Origin of the sequence: Streptomyces sp. NPDC057271, assembly GCF_042668715.1 — a bacterium.
Lineage (GTDB): Bacteria > Actinomycetota > Actinomycetes > Streptomycetales > Streptomycetaceae > Streptomyces.
The window spans coordinates 83,197-100,167 of sequence record NZ_JBHUYJ010000004.1 but is presented as its reverse complement, the minus strand read 5'-3'; the positions used below and the strand labels follow the sequence as shown (position 1 = coordinate 100,167).

The window sequence follows — 16,971 nt, the reverse complement described above, 5'->3', positions numbered from 1 at the left end:
GCTCCGTGCTTACAGTGCGTCCGGACCGCGTTCGCCGGTGCGGACCCGTACGGCGGTCTCGACCGGCACGCTCCACACCTTGCCGTCACCGATCTTGCCGGTCCGGGCCGCCTTGACCACGACGTCGATGAGCTGTTCGGCGTCGTCGTCCTCGACGAGGACCTCGATACGGATCTTGGGGACGAGGTCGACCGTGTACTCGGCACCGCGGTAGACCTCGGTGTGGCCGCGCTGGCGGCCGTATCCGCTGGCCTCGGTGACCGTGAGGCCCTGGACTCCGAAGGCCTGCAGGGCCTCCTTGATCTCGTCCAGCCGGTGCGGCTTCACGACTGCGGTGATGAGCTTCATGCGTCCACCTTCTTGGTCTCCGTAGCTGCCGGGACGGGCGCGGCGGTGGAGCGCGAGGAGGCGCCGCCGCCGGCTCCGCTGAAGTCGTACGCGGTCTCGGCGTGCTCGACCTGGTCGATGCCGGAGACCTCGTCGTCCTCACTGACCCGCATGCCCATCGTCTTGTCGATGATCAGCGCGAGGATCGCGGAGGCGATCAGAGAGTAGGCGAGGACCGCGACGACGCCGATGGCCTGCTTGCCGAGCTGCTCCAGGCCGCCGCCGTAGAAGAGGCCCTTGGCGTCGGACTGGACGCCGCCGGTGGCGAAGAAGCCGACGAGCAGGGAGCCGATGACACCGCCGACCAGGTGGACGCCGATGACGTCCAGGGAGTCGTCGTAGCCGAACTTGTACTTGAGGCCCACGGCCATGGCGCAGAGCAGACCGGCGATGGCGCCGATGGCGATCGCGCCGAGCGGGGAGCAGGAGCCGCCGGACGGGGTGATGGCGACGAGGCCGGCTACCGCGCCGGAGGCGGCACCCAGGGTGGTGAAGGAGCCGTGGCGGATCTTCTCGTAGATCAGCCAGGCGAGCATGGCCGCGGCGGTGGCGACCTGGGTGTTGACGAACATCACCGCGCCGACGCCGTCGTCGTTGCCGAGCCACGAGCCCGCGTTGAAGCCGAACCAGCCGAACCAGAGCAGACCGGCGCCGAGCATGACCAGCGGGAGGCTGTGCGGGCGCATCGGGTCCTTCTTGAAGCCGACGCGCTTGCCGATGACGAGGATCACGCCGAGGGCCGCGGCACCGGCGTTGATGTGGACCGCCGTACCGCCGGCGAAGTCGATGACGCCCATCTCGAAGAGCCAGCCGCCGGAGCCCCAGACCCAGTGGGCGACGGGGAAGTAGACGATCGTGACCCAGAGGGCGATGAAGAGGGCCCATGCGGTGAACTTCACGCGGTCGGCGAGGGCGCCGCTGATGAGGGCGGGGGTGATGATCGCGAACATCAGCTGGAAGACGGCGAAGACGAACACCGGGATGGTGTAGCCGTCCCACAGCTGGTTGACGCCGATGCCGCTGAGGCCGACGTACTCGGACGACCAGCCGAAGAGGGAGGCGTTGTCGGTGCCGAAGGCGATGCTGAAGCCGTAGAGCACCCAGAGGATCGTGACGATCCCGAGGCTGATGAAGCTCATCATCAGCATGTTCAGGGTGGACTTGACGCGGACCATGCCTCCGTAGAAGAAGGCGAGTGCCGGGGTCATCAGCATGACCAGGGCGGAGCAGATGAGCATGAACCCGGTGTTGGCGGCAGACAGCTCGGGGGCGTCTGCGGCCAGGGTCGTGATGGCTGGTGCCATCGGCGTCTCCTCGTCGTCGGTACGGCCTGTGCGGGGGCGGGGCCGGAGAGCGGCTTGGCCGTGAGGGGTGGCCGGTTATGCGCCAGAGATTCGCGCAGCGCGGTTTCCGTCGATGCCGCCCGATGTTTCACCGCAGTGACGAAGGGGTGGGGCGTGTTACGCCGCTGTGAACCCCCGGGTCACGGGCGTGTAACGGGGATACGGTCCCGGCCCGTGGCCCGGCGCGGCAGCCGCGCCGGTTGGGGGCGCGGGAAAGGGACCGGCCGCGACAGACGTCCCGGTTGTCCTGGCGGCGGGGGAGCCGAGTCGGTCAGTACAGGAACGCTGTCGCGGCCGGAGTCTGGAGGGCCTGGTGCTCAGACCGCCTCGGCGGTCTCGGGCAGCAGGGCGGTCAGCCGGTCGGTGAGCTGGACGACCTCGGCGACGTCGCGGAAGTCGCGGGCGGCGGTGTCGACGGTCTTGCGCAGTCGGGTGTTGACCCGCTCGGAGCGGACGCTCCTGGCGACGCCGAGCGCCTTCTCGACCAGCACGGCGGACTGCTCGGGCTCGCGCTTGAGGAGGTGCACGGTGGCCATGCCGATGAGGTTGAGTGCGTACGAACGCTGGTGCTCGGGGTCCTTCTCGAAGAGGGAGACGGCCCGCTCCATGACGGGCTCGGCGAGCGAGGCGTACGTCGGGGAGCGCCCGGCGACGTAGGCGAGGTCCCGGTAGGAGTGGGAGTTCTCGCCGTTGAGTTCCGCCTCGGAGAAGAAGCGGATCCAGTCGGGCTCGGGCTCGCCGTCGAGGCCGACGTCGGCGAAGGTGTCCTCGGCCATCCGTACGGCCCGCTTGCACTTGGAGGGCTGGCCCATGTTGGCGTAGGCGCGGGCCTCCATCGCATACAGCATGGCCTGGGTGCGCGGGGTGGCGCAGTCGCGACTGCCGTACTGGGCGAGGTGGATGAGTTCGAGGGCGTCGTCCGGCCGGCCGAGGTGGATCATCTGGCGGCTCATGGAGGAGAGGATGTACGAGCCGAGCGGCCTGTCGCCCGCCTCTTTCGCGGCGTGCAGGGCGAGCACGAAGTACTTCTGTGCGGTGGGCTGGAGGCCCACGTCGTAGCTCATCCAGCCGGCCAGTTCGGCCAGCTCGGCGGCGCAGGTGAAGAGGCGCTGGGCGGTGGCGGCCGGCTGGGGCTCCTGGAGCAGGTCGGTGACCTCGTGGAGCTGGCCGACGACGGCCTTGCGGCGCAGTCCGCCACCGCACTGGGCGTCCCACTGGCGGAACATCGCCGTGGTGGATTCGAGCAGGTCGAGCTCGATCGCGGACAGCTTGACCGGGCGGTGGCCGTCAACGGCCGGCGCGGCCGGGACGGGCTCTCCGGCCGGGGTGGGTACGAGCCAGCGCTGCATGGGCTCGACGAGCGAGGGTCCGGCTGCGAGCGTGAGGGAGGTGCCGAGGAAGCCGCGTCGGGCGAGCATCAGGTCGCTGCGGGAGAACTCGCTGAGCAGGGCAACGGTCTGGGGGCCCGCCCAGGGCAGGTCGACTCCGGAGACGGACGGCGCCTGATGGGCCGTGCGCAGCCCGAGGTCCTCGACGGTCACGACCGAGCCGAACCGCTCGGAGAACAGCTCCGAGAGGATCCGCGGGATCGGCTCGCGGGGCTGCTCGCCGTCGAGCCAGCGGCGGACGCGCGAGGTGTCCGTGGAGATGTGGTGCGCGCCCATCTGGCGTGCCCTGCGGTTCACTTGGCGCGCCAGTTCGCCCTTCGACCAGCCGCTCCGCACGAACCACGAGCTGAGCTGCTCGTTCGGGCGCTTGCCGGCAGTCGTACCGTCTGCGCCGTTGCCGCCCACAGGAACGCCCCCATCCACGTCGAGACTCTGTTGCGCGAACCCCTATTCAGAATGCCGTGTCTTACGGCTCCCGTCCGGAGGTTCCACTCCTTCGAACAGGAAAACGGGTTGCCTCCGGCATACGCACGCGCGCAAGCAACTCCGGGTTCGAGCACCGAAAGTAATCCTACGATCACCCGTCCCGCGAGCCGGATTCAAGAAACGCCACCATTCGCCACCCCTTCGAATGAACTCCCCTGCCACCGAACACGATTCACTTGACATGCGACGACCCATGGTTGGCGGACCGTAGCGCGAGGAGGCGCACGCCACGGTTGCGCACCACCTCGCCCGCGACGGAGCGCCGCCCGGGGCGACGGAGAGTGACAGCGGGGCTCCGGGTCGTAACCACCGGCGCGTCCGACCCGTTGGAGGGGGCATGGGCTTCACGATCGGCGGCATCCGTGAGATGCGGTCCGGCTCACGTCGCCGCGTCCGCACCACTGAGTGCACAGCGGTGGCCGAGTACACCGGACTGTGGGGATGGGACGTGGTCCCCGGCGCGCGGGCCGTCTCCGGCCAGTGCTCCTGCGGCGACGCGTCCTGTACGGCTCCGGGGGCACATCCGCTCTCGTTCGCCGAGCCGGTCCGCGCGGGCGCGGGTCTGGACGACGCGACGAAGGCGTGGTCCGAGTACCCCGGCGCCGCGCTGCTGCTTCCGGTGGGCCGGTCCTTCGACGTGATCGAGGTCGCCGAGTCGGCGGGGCGGCGGGCGCTGGTCCGCCTGGAGCGCATGGGCCTGCCGCTCGGGCCGGTGTGCGCGACGCCGACGGGCCGGGCGCAGTTCTTCGTCGCGCCGGGGGCGGCGGCGGGGCTGCCGCAGCTGCTGTACCGGATGGGCTGGGACGACGCGGACCTGGACCTGCGCGGCCTGGGGCCGGGCGACCACGTGACGGCGCCGCCGTCGGACCTCGCGGGCCTCGGCCCGGTCCGCTGGCTGCGGCCGCCGACGCTGGACACCGCGGGAGCGCCGCCGGAAGCGCGGCTGCTGCTGGGTGTACTGGCGTACATCTGCCATCGGACGCACTTCTGAGCGTGCTCCGACGTGCGAAGGCCCCGCCGGGAAACCGGCGGGGCCTTCGCACGGGTGCGGGTGCCTCAGTCCCCGATGAGCGCGTCCACGAAGGCGCCCGGCTCGAAGGGGGCCAGGTCGTCCGGGCCCTCCCCCAGGCCGATGAGCTTGACCGGGACGCCCAGCTCGCGCTGGACGGCCACGACGATGCCGCCCTTGGCCGTGCCGTCGAGCTTGGTGAGCACGATGCCCGTGATGTCGACGACCTCGGCGAAGACGCGCGCCTGGACCAGGCCGTTCTGGCCGGTCGTGGCGTCGAGGACCAGCAGGACCTCGTCCAGCGGGCCGTGCTTCTCGACGACCCGCTTGACCTTGCCCAGCTCGTCCATGAGGCCGGTCTTGGTGTGCAGGCGGCCGGCGGTGTCGATGAGGACGACGTCCGCGCCCTCCGCGATGCCCTCCTTGACCGCGTCGAAGGCGATCGACGCCGGGTCGCCGCCCTCGGGCCCGCGCACGGTGCGTGCGCCGACCCGCTCGCCCCAGGTCTGGAGCTGGTCCGCGGCGGCGGCCCGGAAGGTGTCGGCGGCGCCGAGGACGACCGAGCGGCCGTCGGCCACCAGGACACGGGCCAGTTTGCCCGTGGTCGTGGTCTTTCCGGTGCCGTTGACACCGACGACCATGACGACGCCCGGGGTGCCCGGGTCGCTCTCCGTCTTCACGGAGCGGTCGAAGTCGGGGCCGAGGAGGGCGATGAGCTCTTCGCGCAGCAGGCCGCGCAGCTCCTCCGGCGTACGCGTGCCGAGGATCCGGACGCGCTCGCGGAGCCGCTCGACCAGCTCCTGGGTCGGGGCGACGCCGACGTCGGCGGTGAGCAGGGTCTCCTCGATCTCCTCCCAGGTGTCCTCGTCGAGGTTGTCACGCGACAGCAGCGTGAGCAGCCCCTTGCCGAGGGAGTTCTGCGATCGGGCGAGACGCGCGCGGAGCCGTACGAGACGGCCCGCGGTCGGCTCCGGCACCTCGATCTCGAGCGCGGGCGCCTCGGCGACGACCGGGTCCTCGACGGCGGTGGGGTCCTGGACGGCCTCCTCCGCGGTCGGGAGGTCGACCTCCTCGATGGTGCGGCGTGGTTCTTCCCGCGGCGTCTCCGCCTCTTCGCCGACGTGCGGCTCGGCGGGCGGAGCGGTGATGGTCGGCGTGGCGGACGGCGCCTCGGGCGGCGGCAGCTGCTTCTTCCTGCGGCCGCTGATCACGAGCCCGCTGGTCACGGCGACGGCGACGACCAGGGCGATGACTACAGCAAGAATGAGTTCCATAACGGGTCCAGTATGGCGTGACCGTTCACACCAGGGACGATTCGCCGCCGCGTCGGATCGGGCTCCGCATCGAACACAGGGCTCACTTGTTGACATTCAATTTTGTGAGCTGTGCCCCCTCGCATGAAGCGGGCATGAACGCCGAGGCCGGGACCTGCAGGGTGGCGTTCTCCGCCGAGGCCCGCGAGCTCCCGACCGTTCCCATCTGACACTGTGTCAGATACCGTCCCCCTTCGTCGGCTTTCCACGCGCGGAGGGGGACTTCCCATGCCCTTCACAGTCGTACGGTTCAACCTCGTCGATCCGCACGCGACCCCCGAGTCCCTCTCGGAGCGCTATCGCGCGGCCCTCGCCATGGCCGCCTACGCCGACGAGCGCGGCGTCGACACCGTCCAGACCGAGGAGCACCACGGCGCGGTCAACAACTGGCTGCCCTCTCCGTTCGCCTTCGCGGGCGCGGTCTTCGGCGCCACGAAGAGGATCGCGGTCACGGTCTCGGCGATCATCGGCCCGCTGCACGACCCGCTGCGGCTCGCGGAGGAGATCGCCGTCCTCGACCTGCTCAGCGGAGGCCGTCTGGTGACGGTCGCGGGGATCGGCTACCGGCCGGAGGAGTACGAGGAGCGCGGGGTCGACTGGGGCCGCCGCGGCAAGCTCCAGGACCTGCTCCTGGAGACCCTCCTGAAGGCGTGGTCCGGTGAGCCCTTCACGTACGAGGGCCGTACGGTACGCGTCACGCCGCGGCCCCTCAGCCGGCCGCATCCGCTCCTGCTCGTCGGCGGTTCGTCGAAGGCGGCGGCGCGGCGGGCGGCGCGGCTCGGGCTGCCGCTCTTCCCGAGCGCGCACCTGCCGGAGCTGGAGGCGTACTACAAGCGGCAGTGCCGGGAGTACGGCACCGAGGGCTGGACGATGATGCCGGCCGAGAAGACCCCGCTGCTGCACGTCTCGGAGGATCCGGAGCGGTCCTGGGAGCTGTACGGAGAGCACTTCCTGCACGAGGCGCGCACGTACGCCTCCTGGCAGTCGAGGGACATCCGCTCGGCGGTGCGCTCGGCGGCGACGACGGTGGCGGAGCTGCGGGCCGAGGGGGTCTACCGGATCGTGACGCCGGACGAGTGCGCGGCGCTGGGGCAGGAGCTGGAGAGCCTGGTGCTCCATCCGCTCTGCGGCGGAATGCCGGTCGAGGAGGGGTGGCGGTCCCTGCGGCTGCTGGGCGAGACGGTGCTGCCCCGGCTCACGGCATAGGACCGTGGGCCGGGGCAGTTCCGAGTGCGAGGAGAGGGGCAGCGGGGATTAGCCCATCTCCTCCAACGCCTTGCCCTTGGTCTCCTTCACGTACCTGAGCACGAAGGGGATGGAGAGCACGGCGAAGACCGTGTAGATCATGTACGTACCGGAGAGGTTCCAGTCCGCCAGGGACGGGAAGCTGGCCGTGATGGCCCAGTTGGCGATCCACTGCGCGGAGGCGGCGACGCCGAGGGCGGCGGCGCGGATCCGGTTGGGGAACATCTCGCCGAGGAAGACCCAGACCACCACGCCCCACGAGAGGGCGAAGAAGAGCACGAAGACGTGGGCGGCGACGAGTGCGACGACGCCCTGGGTGGTCGGCAGCTTGCCGTCGACGAGGTCGGCCGAGAAGGCCCAGGCCTCGAAGGCGAGCGCGATCGCCATGCCGACGGAGCCGACGAGGGCGAGGGGCTTACGGCCCACCCGGTCGACCAGGATCATCGCGATCACGGTGCCGACGATGTTGATGATCGACGTGGTGAACGAGTAGAAGAACGAGCCGGCGGGGTCGATGCCGACCGACTGCCAGAGCGTCGAGGAGTAGTAGAAGGCGACGTTGATGCCGACGAGCTGCTGGAAGACCGAGAGTCCGATGCCGACCCAGACGATGGGGAGCAGCTTGAAACGGCCGCCGGCGACCAGCAGGTCCCTGAAGGTGGACTTGTGCTCACGGCGCATGGCCTGCTCGATCTCGGCGACGCGGTGGTCCAGGTTCACCCCATGGCCCTCGACCTCGGAGAGGACCTCCTTCGCCTTGTCGGTCCTGCCCACAGAGATGAGGAAGCGGGGGGACTCCGGGATGGCGAAGGAGAGCAGACCGTAGAGCACGGCGGGGACGACCATCACGCCGAGCATCCACTGCCAGGCCTCGAGGCCGCCGATCTCGCCGCGCTGGTCCCCGTCGGCGAGCTGCAGGATGCCGTAGTTGACGAGCTGGGAGACGGCGATGCCGATGACGATCGCGGCCTGCTGGAAGGAGCCGAGCCGGCCGCGGTAGGCGGCGGGGGCGACCTCGGCAATGTAGGCCGGGCCGATCACCGAAGCCATGCCGATGGCGAAGCCGCCGACGATCCGCCAGAAGGCGAGGTCCCACAGCGCGAAGGGCAGGGCCGAGCCGACGGCGCTGACGGTGAACAGCACGGCGGCGATCTGCATGCAGCGGATGCGGCCGATCCTGTCGGCCATGCGGCCGGCGGTCGCGGCGCCGATCGCGCAGCCGATCAGGGCGATGGCGATGACCTGGGCCAGGGTGCCGGAGCCGATGTCGTAACGGTCCCGGATGGCCTCGACGGCGCCGTTGATGACGGAGCTGTCATATCCGAAGAGGAAGCCTCCCATCGCGGCGGACGCCGTGATGAAGATGACGTGGCCGAGATGGTCCGGGTGGGCGGCTCGGCCTTCGGACGGCGGCGGCGTGGGCGCCTGCGCGGGGCTGGTCACATGGACTCCTACGGGCTCCGGCAGCGTCGCCGGGGCGTGGGGGGCGAGCCCTTCAAGTGGCGCACAGCATCACGCCGCCCACCACGTGAAGGTAAAAAAGCAACGTTGCCGAGACTATGCCTTCATGTTTCGAAGTCAAGAGGCGATGTCGTATGACTTAAAACCGAGTTTCGGACATCATGCGTTCAAGACTTAAAGTTGATCATCACCGCAGCCGCTGGCTGATGACCTTGGATACCCCGTCCCCCTGCATGGAGACGCCGTACAGCGCGTCCGCGACCTCCATCGTCCGCTTCTGGTGCGTGATGACGATCAGCTGCGAGGACTCCTGGAGCTCCTGCATGATCCGGATCAGCCGCTGGAGGTTGGTGTCGTCGAGCGCCGCCTCCACCTCGTCCATCACGTAGAACGGGCTGGGCCGGGCCTTGAAGATGGAGACCAGCATGGCCACGGCGGTCAGCGAACGCTCGCCGCCGGAGAGCAGCGAGAGGCGCTTGACCTTCTTGCCGGGCGGACGGGCCTCCACGTCGACGCCGGTGGTGAGCATGTTGTCGGGGTCGGTCAGGATCAGCCGCCCCTCGCCCCCCGGGAAGAGCCGTGAGAACACGCCCTCGAACTCGCGGGCGGTGTCCCGGTACGCCTCGCTGAAGACCTGCTCGACGCGGATGTCGACCTCCTTCACGACCTGAAGAAGGTCGGCCCGGGTCTTCTTCAGGTCCTCCAGTTGCTCGGAGAGGAACTTGTGCCGTTCCTCCAGTGCCGCGAACTCCTCGAGGGCCAGCGGGTTCACCTTGCCGAGCTGCTGGTACGCCCGCTCGGCGGCCTTGAGCCGCTTCTCCTGCTCCGAACGGACGAACGGGCGGGGCCGGTTGCGCGGATGCTCCGGGTCCTCCGGCAGCTCCTCGCCCTCGGCGGGCGGTGACGGCGGTACGAGCTGATGGGGACCGTACTCGGAGACCAGGCCGGCCGGCTCGACGCCCAGCTCCTCCAGCGCCTTGGTCTCCAGTTGCTCGATCCGCATCCGCTTCTCGGCACCGAGGACCTCACCGCGGTGGACGGAGTCGGTCAGCTTGTCCAGCTCTGCCTTCAGTTCCCGGCCCCGGGCGCGGGCGGCGGAGAGACCCTGCTCCCGTGCCCCCTTGGCGGCGTCGGCGAGCGCCCGCTCCTGCTCGGCCCGGACGAGGGAGGCCTCGACATGGGCCAGTAGCTGCCGGGCACCGGAGGCGACGGCGGCCGCGACCTCCGCCTCGTGGCGCAGCCGGGCGAGCCGCTGTCGCGCACGCGCGCGTGCCTCGCGTTCGGCGCGGGCGCCCCGGTCGAGGGAGTCGGCCCGTCCCGCGAGGCCCCTGACCCGCTCCTCGTGCGTACGGAGCTGAAGCCTGGCCTCCATCTCGGTCTGCCGGGCGTTGGCGCCGTCGGCGGCGAGCCGGTCGCGCACGGAGGTGTCGGGCTCCTCCTCGCCCGGCGCCTCCTCGGCGACGAGCAGTCTCTCGGCGAGCTCCTCGGCCTCGTACAGCGCCTTCTCCAGGGCCTCGTCCGCACGGGCGGCGGCCGCCGCGGTCCGCTCGGCCTCGCCCGCGGCGCCCCTGGCCTGTCCGGCGAGCCGGCCGAGTCGCTGGGCCACCTGGGACTTCTCGCGGTCCGCGGCGCGGCGGCTCTCGGCCAGCTCCTCGACGAGCGCGGCGGCGGTACGCCGTGCCTCGGCCGCCGTCCCCTGGGCTTCGGCCAGCTCCTCGCAGCGGGATTCCAGCTCCTCCAACTCGGCGGCCGCCTCGTCGACGGACGCCTGTACTTCGAGGAGGCTGGGCGCTCCGGCGGAGCCTCCGTGGGCGAAGTGCGCCCCGAGCAGGTCGCCCTCGCCGGTGACGGCGGTGAGCGCGGGGTGCGCGTGGACGAGGTCCTCGGCCTCCTCCAGGGTGCCGACCACCACGATCCCGTCGAGCAACCGTCGCACCGCGCCCATGAGTTCCTCGGGCCCCCGGACGAGGTCGGCGGCGCGGGGAGGCAGGCCGGGCCGGGCGGCCTGGGCCGGGGCCACGGCCGGCTCCGGCGCGCCCGTCAGCAGCAGCGCGGCCCGGCCCGCGTCCTGCTTGCGCAGGAGGCGCAGGGCCTCGACCGCCGCGGTGGGGCCCGAGACGGCGACGGCGTCCGCGGCCGCGCCGAGGGCGGCGGCGAGCGGGATCTCGTAACCGGGGGTGACGGTGAGCAGTTCGGCGGCCGGGCCGAGCAGCCCGGTCAGGCTGTCACGGGACCCGAGCAGCGCTCCCGTCCCGTCCTTGCGGCGCAGCCCGAGCGAGAGCGCCTCGTGGCGGGCCCGGGTCGCGGCGCGGCGACGGTCGGCGGCGGTGGCGGCCTCGCGGGCTGCCGTCAGGGCGGCCTCCGCGTCGGCGAGGTCGCGGCGGGCGGCCTCGTACCGCTCCCCCCGCTCGCTGTCGTCCGCGTCGAGGCCGTCCACCTCGGCCTTGAGCTGCTCGTACTCCTCCTGGGCCGCGACGGCCCGCTCCTGGGCCTCGTCCCGGGCGGCGGCGAGCCGGTCGATCTCGGCCTGCGCGGATGCGGCCCGTGAGCGGGCGGCGTTGACCTGGCCGTGCAGCCGGGCGAGGCCCTCGCGCCGGTCGGCGATCGCGCGCGCCACGTCCTTGAGCCGGCGCTCCTCGACCGCGAGTTCGCGTTCGAGGTCGGAGCGGTGGGCGACGGTGTCCTCCAGCGCCCGCTCGGCCGCCTCCAGGGCGGCCTCCAACTCGGCCTCCTGCTCGCGGATGCGGGCGGCCTCGCGCTCCATGTCCTCCGGGTCCCGGCCCCGGCGCTCCTCGGGCGGCTGGGCGGTGGCGCTCTTCACGCGCGCGTCGGCAAGCGAGACCGTGCCCCGCACCCGCTCGGCGAGCTGGGAGAGTTCGTACCAGGTCTGCTGGGCACGCTGGAGCCGCGGGGCGAGCCGGCGGACCTCGTCCTCGAGTTCGGCCTCCTTGGCGAGGGCGGCCCGCAGCTCGCTCTCGGCTCCGTCCTTGCGCTCCTTGAGCGCGGCCTCGTCGGCGACCTCGGCCTTCAGCGCCTCCTGGAGGCGTACGAGGTCGTCGGAGAGCAGTCGCAGCCGGGCGTCGCGCAGGTCCGCCTGGATGACGGCGGCCCGGCGGGCGACCGCCGCCTGGCGGCCGAGCGGCTTGAGCTGGCGGCGCAGTTCGTCGGTCAGGTCCTGCACGCGCGCGAGGTTGGCCTGCATCGCGTCGAGCTTCCGCAGCGCCTTCTCCTTGCGCTTGCGGTGCTTGAGGACGCCGGCCGCCTCCTCGATGAAGGCGCGGCGGCCCATCGGGTCGGCGTGCAGGACGGAGTCGAGCTGGCCCTGGCCGACGATGACGTGCATCTCGCGGCCGATACCGGAGTCGGAGAGCAGATCCTGGATGTCGAGCAGCCGACAGGTGTCGCCGTTGATCTGGTACTCGCTGCTGCCGCCCCGGAACATGATCCGGGTGATCGTGACCTCGGCGTAGTCGATGGGGAGCGCGCCGTCGGAGTTGTCGATGGTCAGCGAGACCTCGGCGCGGCCGAGCGGCGGCCGCCCGGTCGTGCCGGCGAAGATGACGTCCTCCATCTTGCCGCCGCGCAGGGACTTGGCGCCCTGCTCGCCCATGACCCAGGAGAGCGCGTCCACCACATTGGACTTGCCCGATCCGTTGGGCCCGACGACACACGTGATTCCCGGTTCGAACCGCAGCGTGGTGGCGGATGCGAACGACTTGAAACCGCGGAGCGTCAGGGCCTTGAGATGCACGCCCCCGGACTCTACCTGTGGTTGCGCGTTTCACCCATGAAGGTGCAGGGCACACCCTCGGTGAGGAGGGGTGGGACGTGGGGGACCCAAGAAAGAAGGGACGCCTGAGCGTCCCTTGCATATCTGACTCTGCCAGCGAGAGTGTTTCTCACCCTGCCCCGGCACGGGGCAGACAGTCACGGGGGATCGTGACGGTCAGGTGAGCGCAGGCTCCGCCTTGGGAACGTCGAGGTCGATGCTGTCGAGCAGCGACTCGCCATGCTGTGCGGCGGCAGCGTTGAGCGCGTCGTTCTCGGACTGAATCCGTACAAGCTCGGATTCGAGATCCTGGACGCGCTGCTGAAGCCGTCGCATCTCGGCGAGGAGTCGCGGGTCGGAGCCGCCGACGTAACCGAGAAGCGCCTTTGCCATGATGGATGGTCCTCCACACTGAGTGACCGACCGAAGCGGTGTGGGTCGTGAGGGATTTCGCACCCGCGGTGCTCGGCAGTGCTTCATGTCGTGCCGGTTCTTACTGCCAAACAGCTAAGGTGCGCGGGGCTTCCAGAGTCTCACCAAAAAGTTTGACGGTCAACACGATCACGCCCCGTATCAAGGGACGCCCGGGGGTCTACGGCCGCACAACAGGCGGCTGGACCTCGCAACTCGGCGCCACAGGGGCGTAGCGATCATCCTTCCTCGCGCAGCCTGGCATCGCAAGCCCTTCTTGGCAACCATCAGGCCATTTCCCCGTCGGCGCCCCTTCGCCGAACGTCCGCCCGAAGGCCGAGCGGGCCATCGGACGGAGCGCCGTAAGGGTGATCCTCAGCGGATCGCGAAGCTGTCGTAACCGCCGCGCGGGGTGTCCCAGATCTCAGTGACTCCGTCCACACGCCCGGGAGTGTCGGCGGAGCGCAGCCACTCCAGCAGACGGTGGCAATTCTCACTCGACCCCTCGGCCACGACCTGCACCCGGCCGTCGTCGAGATTGAGGGCGAAGCCCACGAGGCCGCCGATCTCCAGTGCGTTTGCCCTGGTGAACCAGCGGAAGCCCACTCCCTGTACTCGGCCGCGCACCCAGGCGGTCAGCCGCACGTCTTCGTTCATGGCTGAACGCTAGCGGGCCAATTACACACAGAGCACACCGCCCCCAGGCGTCATGGCGTACAGTCCCGACCGAATGCGGCTCACCCGTTCGGGCGCGTCGCATTCGAATAGCCCGCAGTAGCAAAGATCAGCAAAGCCGGCAGTACCAGATCAGGGAGGCACAGGGATGGGACGCCATCGCAGGAGGCGCAGCGCGCCCGTGCGCACCGGACTGCTCGGTGCCTCCGCCGCGGTGGCGGTCGGCGCGATCGCCGTCGCCTCGGGCCTGCTGCCCGGTGGGGACACGCACACCGTGGGCAGCGTCGGCTCCGGCACGGAGCAGAGCGAGTCCCGGCAGGCTCCCGAGCTGACGACGCAGGGCGGCTCGTCGGCGACGCCGTCGTCCACCCCGGCCGGCCAGGGGCCGGGTACCGGCAAGACCTCCCCCGCCGCGACCCCCTCGCCCAAGCCGTCGAAGACGACCGCCACCCCAACCCCGTCGAAGACGGCCGCCAAGCCGTCGAAGACGGCGACCCCGACGAAGACGGCCGTCCCGACGAAGACGGCGAAGCCGAAGCCGGCTCCGACGACCGCGAAGCCCGTGCCGACCCGCACGACACCGACGGCCGCGCCGACCCTGAGCCGCGCCGCGGCCGCCGAGGCCGAGGTCGTCCGGCTGGTCAACCAGGAGCGGGCCAAGGTGGGCTGCACCCCGGTGCGCTCGGACCCCGCTCTCGCTGCGCTGGCGGGCGCCTTCAGCGCCGACATGGCCGCGCGGGGCTTCTTCGACCACACGGACCCCGACGGCGACACGCCGTGGGACCGGGCGTCGCAGGCAGGCGTCTCCGGCATGGGCGGCGAGAACATCGCCCGCGGCCAGGTGGACGCGGCGGCGGTGATGGAGTCCTGGATGAACAGCGACGGCCACCGCGCGAACATCCTGAACTGCGACTACACGACGCTCGGCGTCGGTGTGCACTTCGCCGACGGCGGTCCCTGGTGGACGCAGGACTTCGGCTACTGAGCCGGGGCCGGTCGGCCGCCGGGCGCGCATCCCTGTGGTGAGCGCAACCCGGCGGTGAGCGCTGTGCCGCAGTACGGTGAAGGACATGAGTGACGACCTCGCCTTCGACGTGTTCGCCCGGGCCTGCCAGTCGCGCGTCACCCTGGAGCATGTGACCGGGCGGTGGGGCAGTCTCACCCTCGGCGCGCTGTACGAGGGGACGTTCCGCTTCAACGAGCTGCGGCGCCGGGTCGACGGGGTGAGCGAGAAGATGCTGTCGCAGACCCTGCACGCCCTGGAGCGGGACGGGCTCGTGCACCGCGAGGCGCAGCCGACGAATCCGCCGCGGGTGGACTACACCCTCACACCGCTGGGACGCGAGGTCGCCGAGCGGCTCGTCGGTCTGATCGAGCTGGTGGAGGGCCGGATGCCGCAGGTCCTGTCGGCGCGCGAGCGGTACGACACGGGCCGGGCGGCCGTCACGCCGTAGCGCGCGGCGGGCGCTGGCAGCGCGGGCAGAAGTAGCTCGACCGGTTCATCCAGGGCCGGCGTCGCATCGGGGTGCCGCAGCGGTGACACGGCTCGTCCTCACGCCCGTAGGCGTCGAGCGACCGGTCGAAGTAGCCCGACTCGCCGTTCACGTTGACGTACAGGCTGTCGAAGCTGGTCCCGCCGACGGCGAGGGCCGCGTTCATCACGTCCCGTACATGGCCGAGGAGTTCAGCCGAGCGGGGCCGGGTGAGCGTGGCGGTCGGCCGGTCGTAGTGCAGCCGGGCGCGCCAGAGCGCCTCGTCCGCGTAGATGTTGCCGACCCCGCTGATCAGCGTCTGGTCGAGCAGCGCCCGCTTGATCGTCGTACGGCGCAGGCGCAGGGCGGTGTGGAAGGCGGCGTCGTCGAATTCCGGGTCCAGCGGATCGCGGGCGATGTGCGCGATGACGTCGGGCAGCCCGTCGGGGGTGTTGTCGTGGAGCGAGAGTCCGCCGAAGGTGCGCTGGTCGACGAAGCGCAGTTCGGTGCCGAGGCCGTCCTCGAACCGGACCCGGATGCGCAGATGCTTCTCGTCGGGGGTGGTCTCGGGCTGGACGAGCAGCTGACCGCTCATCCCGAGGTGGCCGAGGACGGAGGCCCCGGTGTCCGCCAGCGGGATCCAGAGGTACTTGCCGCGCCGGCGCGCGATCCCGAACGTGTGGCCCTTGAGGCGGGCGGCGAAGTCCGCGCCGCCGGCCAGGTGCCTGCGTACCGCCCGGGGGTGCAGCACCTCGACCTCGCCCACGGTCCGCCCGCCGACCCAGCGCTCCAGACCGCGCCGTACGACCTCGACCTCGGGCAACTCGGGCACGGGCTCCTCCGGGGGTGGGGTGGACGATGGCCGCAGCCTACCGCCGGGGCGCGCGTCGTCCCGGGCCGGGGGCCGCGGCGGAGTCCGCACGCGGAGACAGGTCCGCCCGCCCTCCGGAACCGGAGGGCGGGCGGGTGGTTCCTGCTCGAAGGAGCGGTCAGTCCGACGGAAGGCCGGCGGACGTCGGCGCCCCGCCGCTCGTAGGCTGCTCGCCGGAGCCGGTCGGGTCGGTCTCGCCCGCCTCCGCCGCGGCCTTCGCGGCCGCGAGACGCTCGTCCGCCGCCGCGCGGATCGCGCGCCATGCGGACTCCGCCGCCTGCTGCTCCGCTTCCTTCTTGCTGCGGCCGGTGCCGGTGCCGTACGAGACACCACCGACGCGGGCGGCAGCAGTGAAGGTCTTCTCGTGGTCCGGGCCCGTCTCCGTGACGAGGTACTCCGGAACACCCAGACCCTCGGCCGCGGTCAGTTCCTGGAGGCTGGTCTTCCAGTCCAGTCCTGCACCGAGGTTCGAGGACTTCTCGATCAGCGGGTCGAAGAGCCGGTGCACCAGCTCCGAGGCCGCGTCGAGGCCCTGGTCGAGATAGACCGCGCCGATCACCGCTTCAAGGGTGTCGGCGAGGATGGATGCCTTGTCCCGGCCCCCCGTGCCCTCTTCGCCCCGGCCGAGCCGGATGAAGGAGCCGAGTTCGAGGCCGCGACCGACCTCCGCCAGCGCACGCGAGTTGACCACCGCGGCCCGCAGCTTGGCCAGCTGGCCCTCGGGCAGGTCGGGGTGGGTGCGGTACAGCGTGTCCGTGACCACCAGGCCGAGCACGGAGTCCCCGAGGAACTCGAGACGCTCGTTGGTGGGCAGACCGCCGTTCTCGTACGCGTACGAGCGGTGCGTCAGCGCACGCACCAGAAGGGCGGACTCGAGCTGATACCCGAGCCGCCCTTCCAGAAGCGTGTGGGACGAGGCATTGTCCGTCTTGTTGGACTCAGACATCGCGCCTCTCACCAGCCACTCAGACCGAGAGGACCTGGCGCTTGTTGTAGGTGCCGCAGCTCGGGCACGCGATGTGCTGCTGCTTCGGCTCCTGGCAACGCTCACACGAAACCAGGGTGGGGACCGCAGCCTTCCACTGCGACCGGCGGTGGCGCGTGTTGCTGCGCGACATCTTCCGCTTCGGAACAGCCACGG

Annotated in this window: 15 protein-coding genes; 4 read left to right on the top strand and 11 right to left on the bottom strand. The window is 71.0% G+C overall.

Annotated elements, in window-relative coordinates; translation table 11 throughout:
* Positions 1-9 precede the first annotated feature (9 nt).
* The 3 genes from ACFUJR_RS03170 to ACFUJR_RS03160 all read right to left on the bottom strand — a co-directional run bounded on the left by ACFUJR_RS03170 (position 10) and on the right by ACFUJR_RS03160 (position 3,523).
* The gene (locus ACFUJR_RS03170; RefSeq protein WP_101390346.1) at positions 10-348 is read right to left on the bottom strand and encodes a P-II family nitrogen regulator; all 339 of its coding nucleotides are present in this window, start codon (positions 346-348) and stop codon (positions 10-12) included.
* The gene (locus tag ACFUJR_RS03165) at positions 345-1,691 is read right to left on the bottom strand and encodes an ammonium transporter (protein ID WP_383181076.1); all 1,347 of its coding nucleotides are present in this window, start codon (positions 1,689-1,691) and stop codon (positions 345-347) included. The genes ACFUJR_RS03170 and ACFUJR_RS03165 overlap by 4 nt, the downstream gene beginning before the upstream one ends.
* A 356-nt stretch (positions 1,692-2,047) precedes the next feature.
* The gene (locus tag ACFUJR_RS03160) at positions 2,048-3,523 is read right to left on the bottom strand and encodes a hypothetical protein (RefSeq protein ID WP_383181082.1); all 1,476 of its coding nucleotides are present in this window, start codon (positions 3,521-3,523) and stop codon (positions 2,048-2,050) included.
* Positions 3,524-3,941: 418 nt separating this feature from the next.
* Between ACFUJR_RS03160 and ACFUJR_RS03155 the strand changes: the two genes are divergently transcribed.
* Entirely contained in the window at positions 3,942-4,595 is a 654-nt protein-coding gene (locus ACFUJR_RS03155) for a bifunctional DNA primase/polymerase (RefSeq protein WP_383181079.1), read from the top strand.
* Between the two features lie 65 nt (positions 4,596-4,660).
* Here ACFUJR_RS03155 and ftsY read toward each other — a convergent pair whose 3' ends face one another.
* A complete protein-coding gene (ftsY, locus tag ACFUJR_RS03150; protein WP_383170837.1) occupies positions 4,661-5,887 on the bottom strand; it encodes a signal recognition particle-docking protein FtsY in 1,227 nt (408 codons plus the stop codon).
* Positions 5,888-6,154: 267 nt separating this feature from the next.
* On the opposite strand from ftsY, the gene ACFUJR_RS03145 reads away from it, so the two are divergent.
* Positions 6,155-7,132, top strand: a complete 978-nt coding sequence (locus ACFUJR_RS03145) for an LLM class flavin-dependent oxidoreductase (protein WP_383170834.1) — start codon at positions 6,155-6,157, stop codon at positions 7,130-7,132.
* Positions 7,133-7,180: 48 nt separating this feature from the next.
* Here ACFUJR_RS03145 and ACFUJR_RS03140 read toward each other — a convergent pair whose 3' ends face one another.
* From ACFUJR_RS03140 to ACFUJR_RS03125, 4 genes are all read right to left on the bottom strand, one after another.
* Positions 7,181-8,614: a sugar porter family MFS transporter gene (locus ACFUJR_RS03140; protein ID WP_383170831.1), complete on the bottom strand. Its 1,434-nt coding sequence runs from the start codon at positions 8,612-8,614 to the stop codon at positions 7,181-7,183.
* A gap of 205 nt (positions 8,615-8,819) precedes the next feature.
* Positions 8,820-12,383, bottom strand: coding sequence for a chromosome segregation protein SMC (gene smc, locus ACFUJR_RS03135; protein ID WP_383170828.1), 3,564 nt, complete (start codon positions 12,381-12,383; stop codon positions 8,820-8,822).
* A gap of 195 nt (positions 12,384-12,578) precedes the next feature.
* Positions 12,579-12,794 carry a hypothetical protein gene (locus ACFUJR_RS03130; protein WP_352190317.1) on the bottom strand — a complete coding sequence of 72 codons (216 nt, stop codon included), beginning with the start codon at positions 12,792-12,794 and terminating at the stop codon, positions 12,579-12,581.
* A gap of 393 nt (positions 12,795-13,187) precedes the next feature.
* Positions 13,188-13,469 (bottom strand): acylphosphatase, encoded by a 282-nt coding sequence (locus ACFUJR_RS03125; RefSeq protein ID WP_352190318.1) that lies wholly within the window; start codon positions 13,467-13,469, stop codon positions 13,188-13,190.
* Positions 13,470-13,635: 166 nt separating this feature from the next.
* Here ACFUJR_RS03125 and ACFUJR_RS03120 point away from each other — a divergent pair, with 166 nt between their 5' ends.
* The gene (locus ACFUJR_RS03120; protein ID WP_383170825.1) at positions 13,636-14,472 is read left to right on the top strand and encodes a CAP domain-containing protein; all 837 of its coding nucleotides are present in this window, start codon (positions 13,636-13,638) and stop codon (positions 14,470-14,472) included.
* An 85-nt stretch (positions 14,473-14,557) separates the two neighbouring features.
* Positions 14,558-14,941 (top strand): winged helix-turn-helix transcriptional regulator, encoded by a 384-nt coding sequence (locus ACFUJR_RS03115; protein ID WP_383170822.1) that lies wholly within the window; start codon positions 14,558-14,560, stop codon positions 14,939-14,941.
* Here the strand turns inward: ACFUJR_RS03115 and mutM are convergent.
* The 3 genes from mutM to rpmF all read right to left on the bottom strand — a co-directional run bounded on the left by mutM (position 14,931) and on the right by rpmF (position 16,969).
* Positions 14,931-15,791 carry a bifunctional DNA-formamidopyrimidine glycosylase/DNA-(apurinic or apyrimidinic site) lyase gene (gene mutM / locus ACFUJR_RS03110; protein WP_383170819.1) on the bottom strand — a complete coding sequence of 287 codons (861 nt, stop codon included), beginning with the start codon at positions 15,789-15,791 and terminating at the stop codon, positions 14,931-14,933. The genes ACFUJR_RS03115 and mutM overlap by 11 nt on opposite strands.
* Positions 15,792-15,948: 157 nt before the next feature.
* Positions 15,949-16,776 (bottom strand): ribonuclease III, encoded by an 828-nt coding sequence (gene rnc / locus ACFUJR_RS03105; RefSeq protein WP_383170816.1) that lies wholly within the window; start codon positions 16,774-16,776, stop codon positions 15,949-15,951.
* A 19-nt stretch (positions 16,777-16,795) separates the two neighbouring features.
* Complete coding sequence (gene rpmF / locus ACFUJR_RS03100; RefSeq protein ID WP_030496967.1) at positions 16,796-16,969, bottom strand: 50S ribosomal protein L32; 174 nt, start codon at positions 16,967-16,969, stop codon at positions 16,796-16,798.
* Positions 16,970-16,971: the final 2 nt, after the last annotated feature.

Coding starts and splice junctions, on each gene's coding strand:
- ACFUJR_RS03145 (WP_383170834.1), top strand. CDS start 6,155: ATGCCCTTCACAGTCGTACGGTTCAACCTCGTCGATCCGCACGCGACC.
- ACFUJR_RS03165 (WP_383181076.1), bottom strand. CDS start 1,691: ATGGCACCAGCCATCACGACCCTGGCCGCAGACGCCCCCGAGCTGTCT.
- ACFUJR_RS03155 (WP_383181079.1), top strand. CDS start 3,942: ATGGGCTTCACGATCGGCGGCATCCGTGAGATGCGGTCCGGCTCACGT.
- ftsY (WP_383170837.1), bottom strand. CDS start 5,887: ATGGAACTCATTCTTGCTGTAGTCATCGCCCTGGTCGTCGCCGTCGCC.
- ACFUJR_RS03120 (WP_383170825.1), top strand. CDS start 13,636: ATGGGACGCCATCGCAGGAGGCGCAGCGCGCCCGTGCGCACCGGACTG.
- rnc (WP_383170816.1), bottom strand. CDS start 16,776: ATGTCTGAGTCCAACAAGACGGACAATGCCTCGTCCCACACGCTTCTG.
- ACFUJR_RS03130 (WP_352190317.1), bottom strand. CDS start 12,794: ATGGCAAAGGCGCTTCTCGGTTACGTCGGCGGCTCCGACCCGCGACTC.
- ACFUJR_RS03125 (WP_352190318.1), bottom strand. CDS start 13,469: ATGAACGAAGACGTGCGGCTGACCGCCTGGGTGCGCGGCCGAGTACAG.
- ACFUJR_RS03115 (WP_383170822.1), top strand. CDS start 14,558: ATGAGTGACGACCTCGCCTTCGACGTGTTCGCCCGGGCCTGCCAGTCG.
- ACFUJR_RS03170 (WP_101390346.1), bottom strand. CDS start 348: ATGAAGCTCATCACCGCAGTCGTGAAGCCGCACCGGCTGGACGAGATC.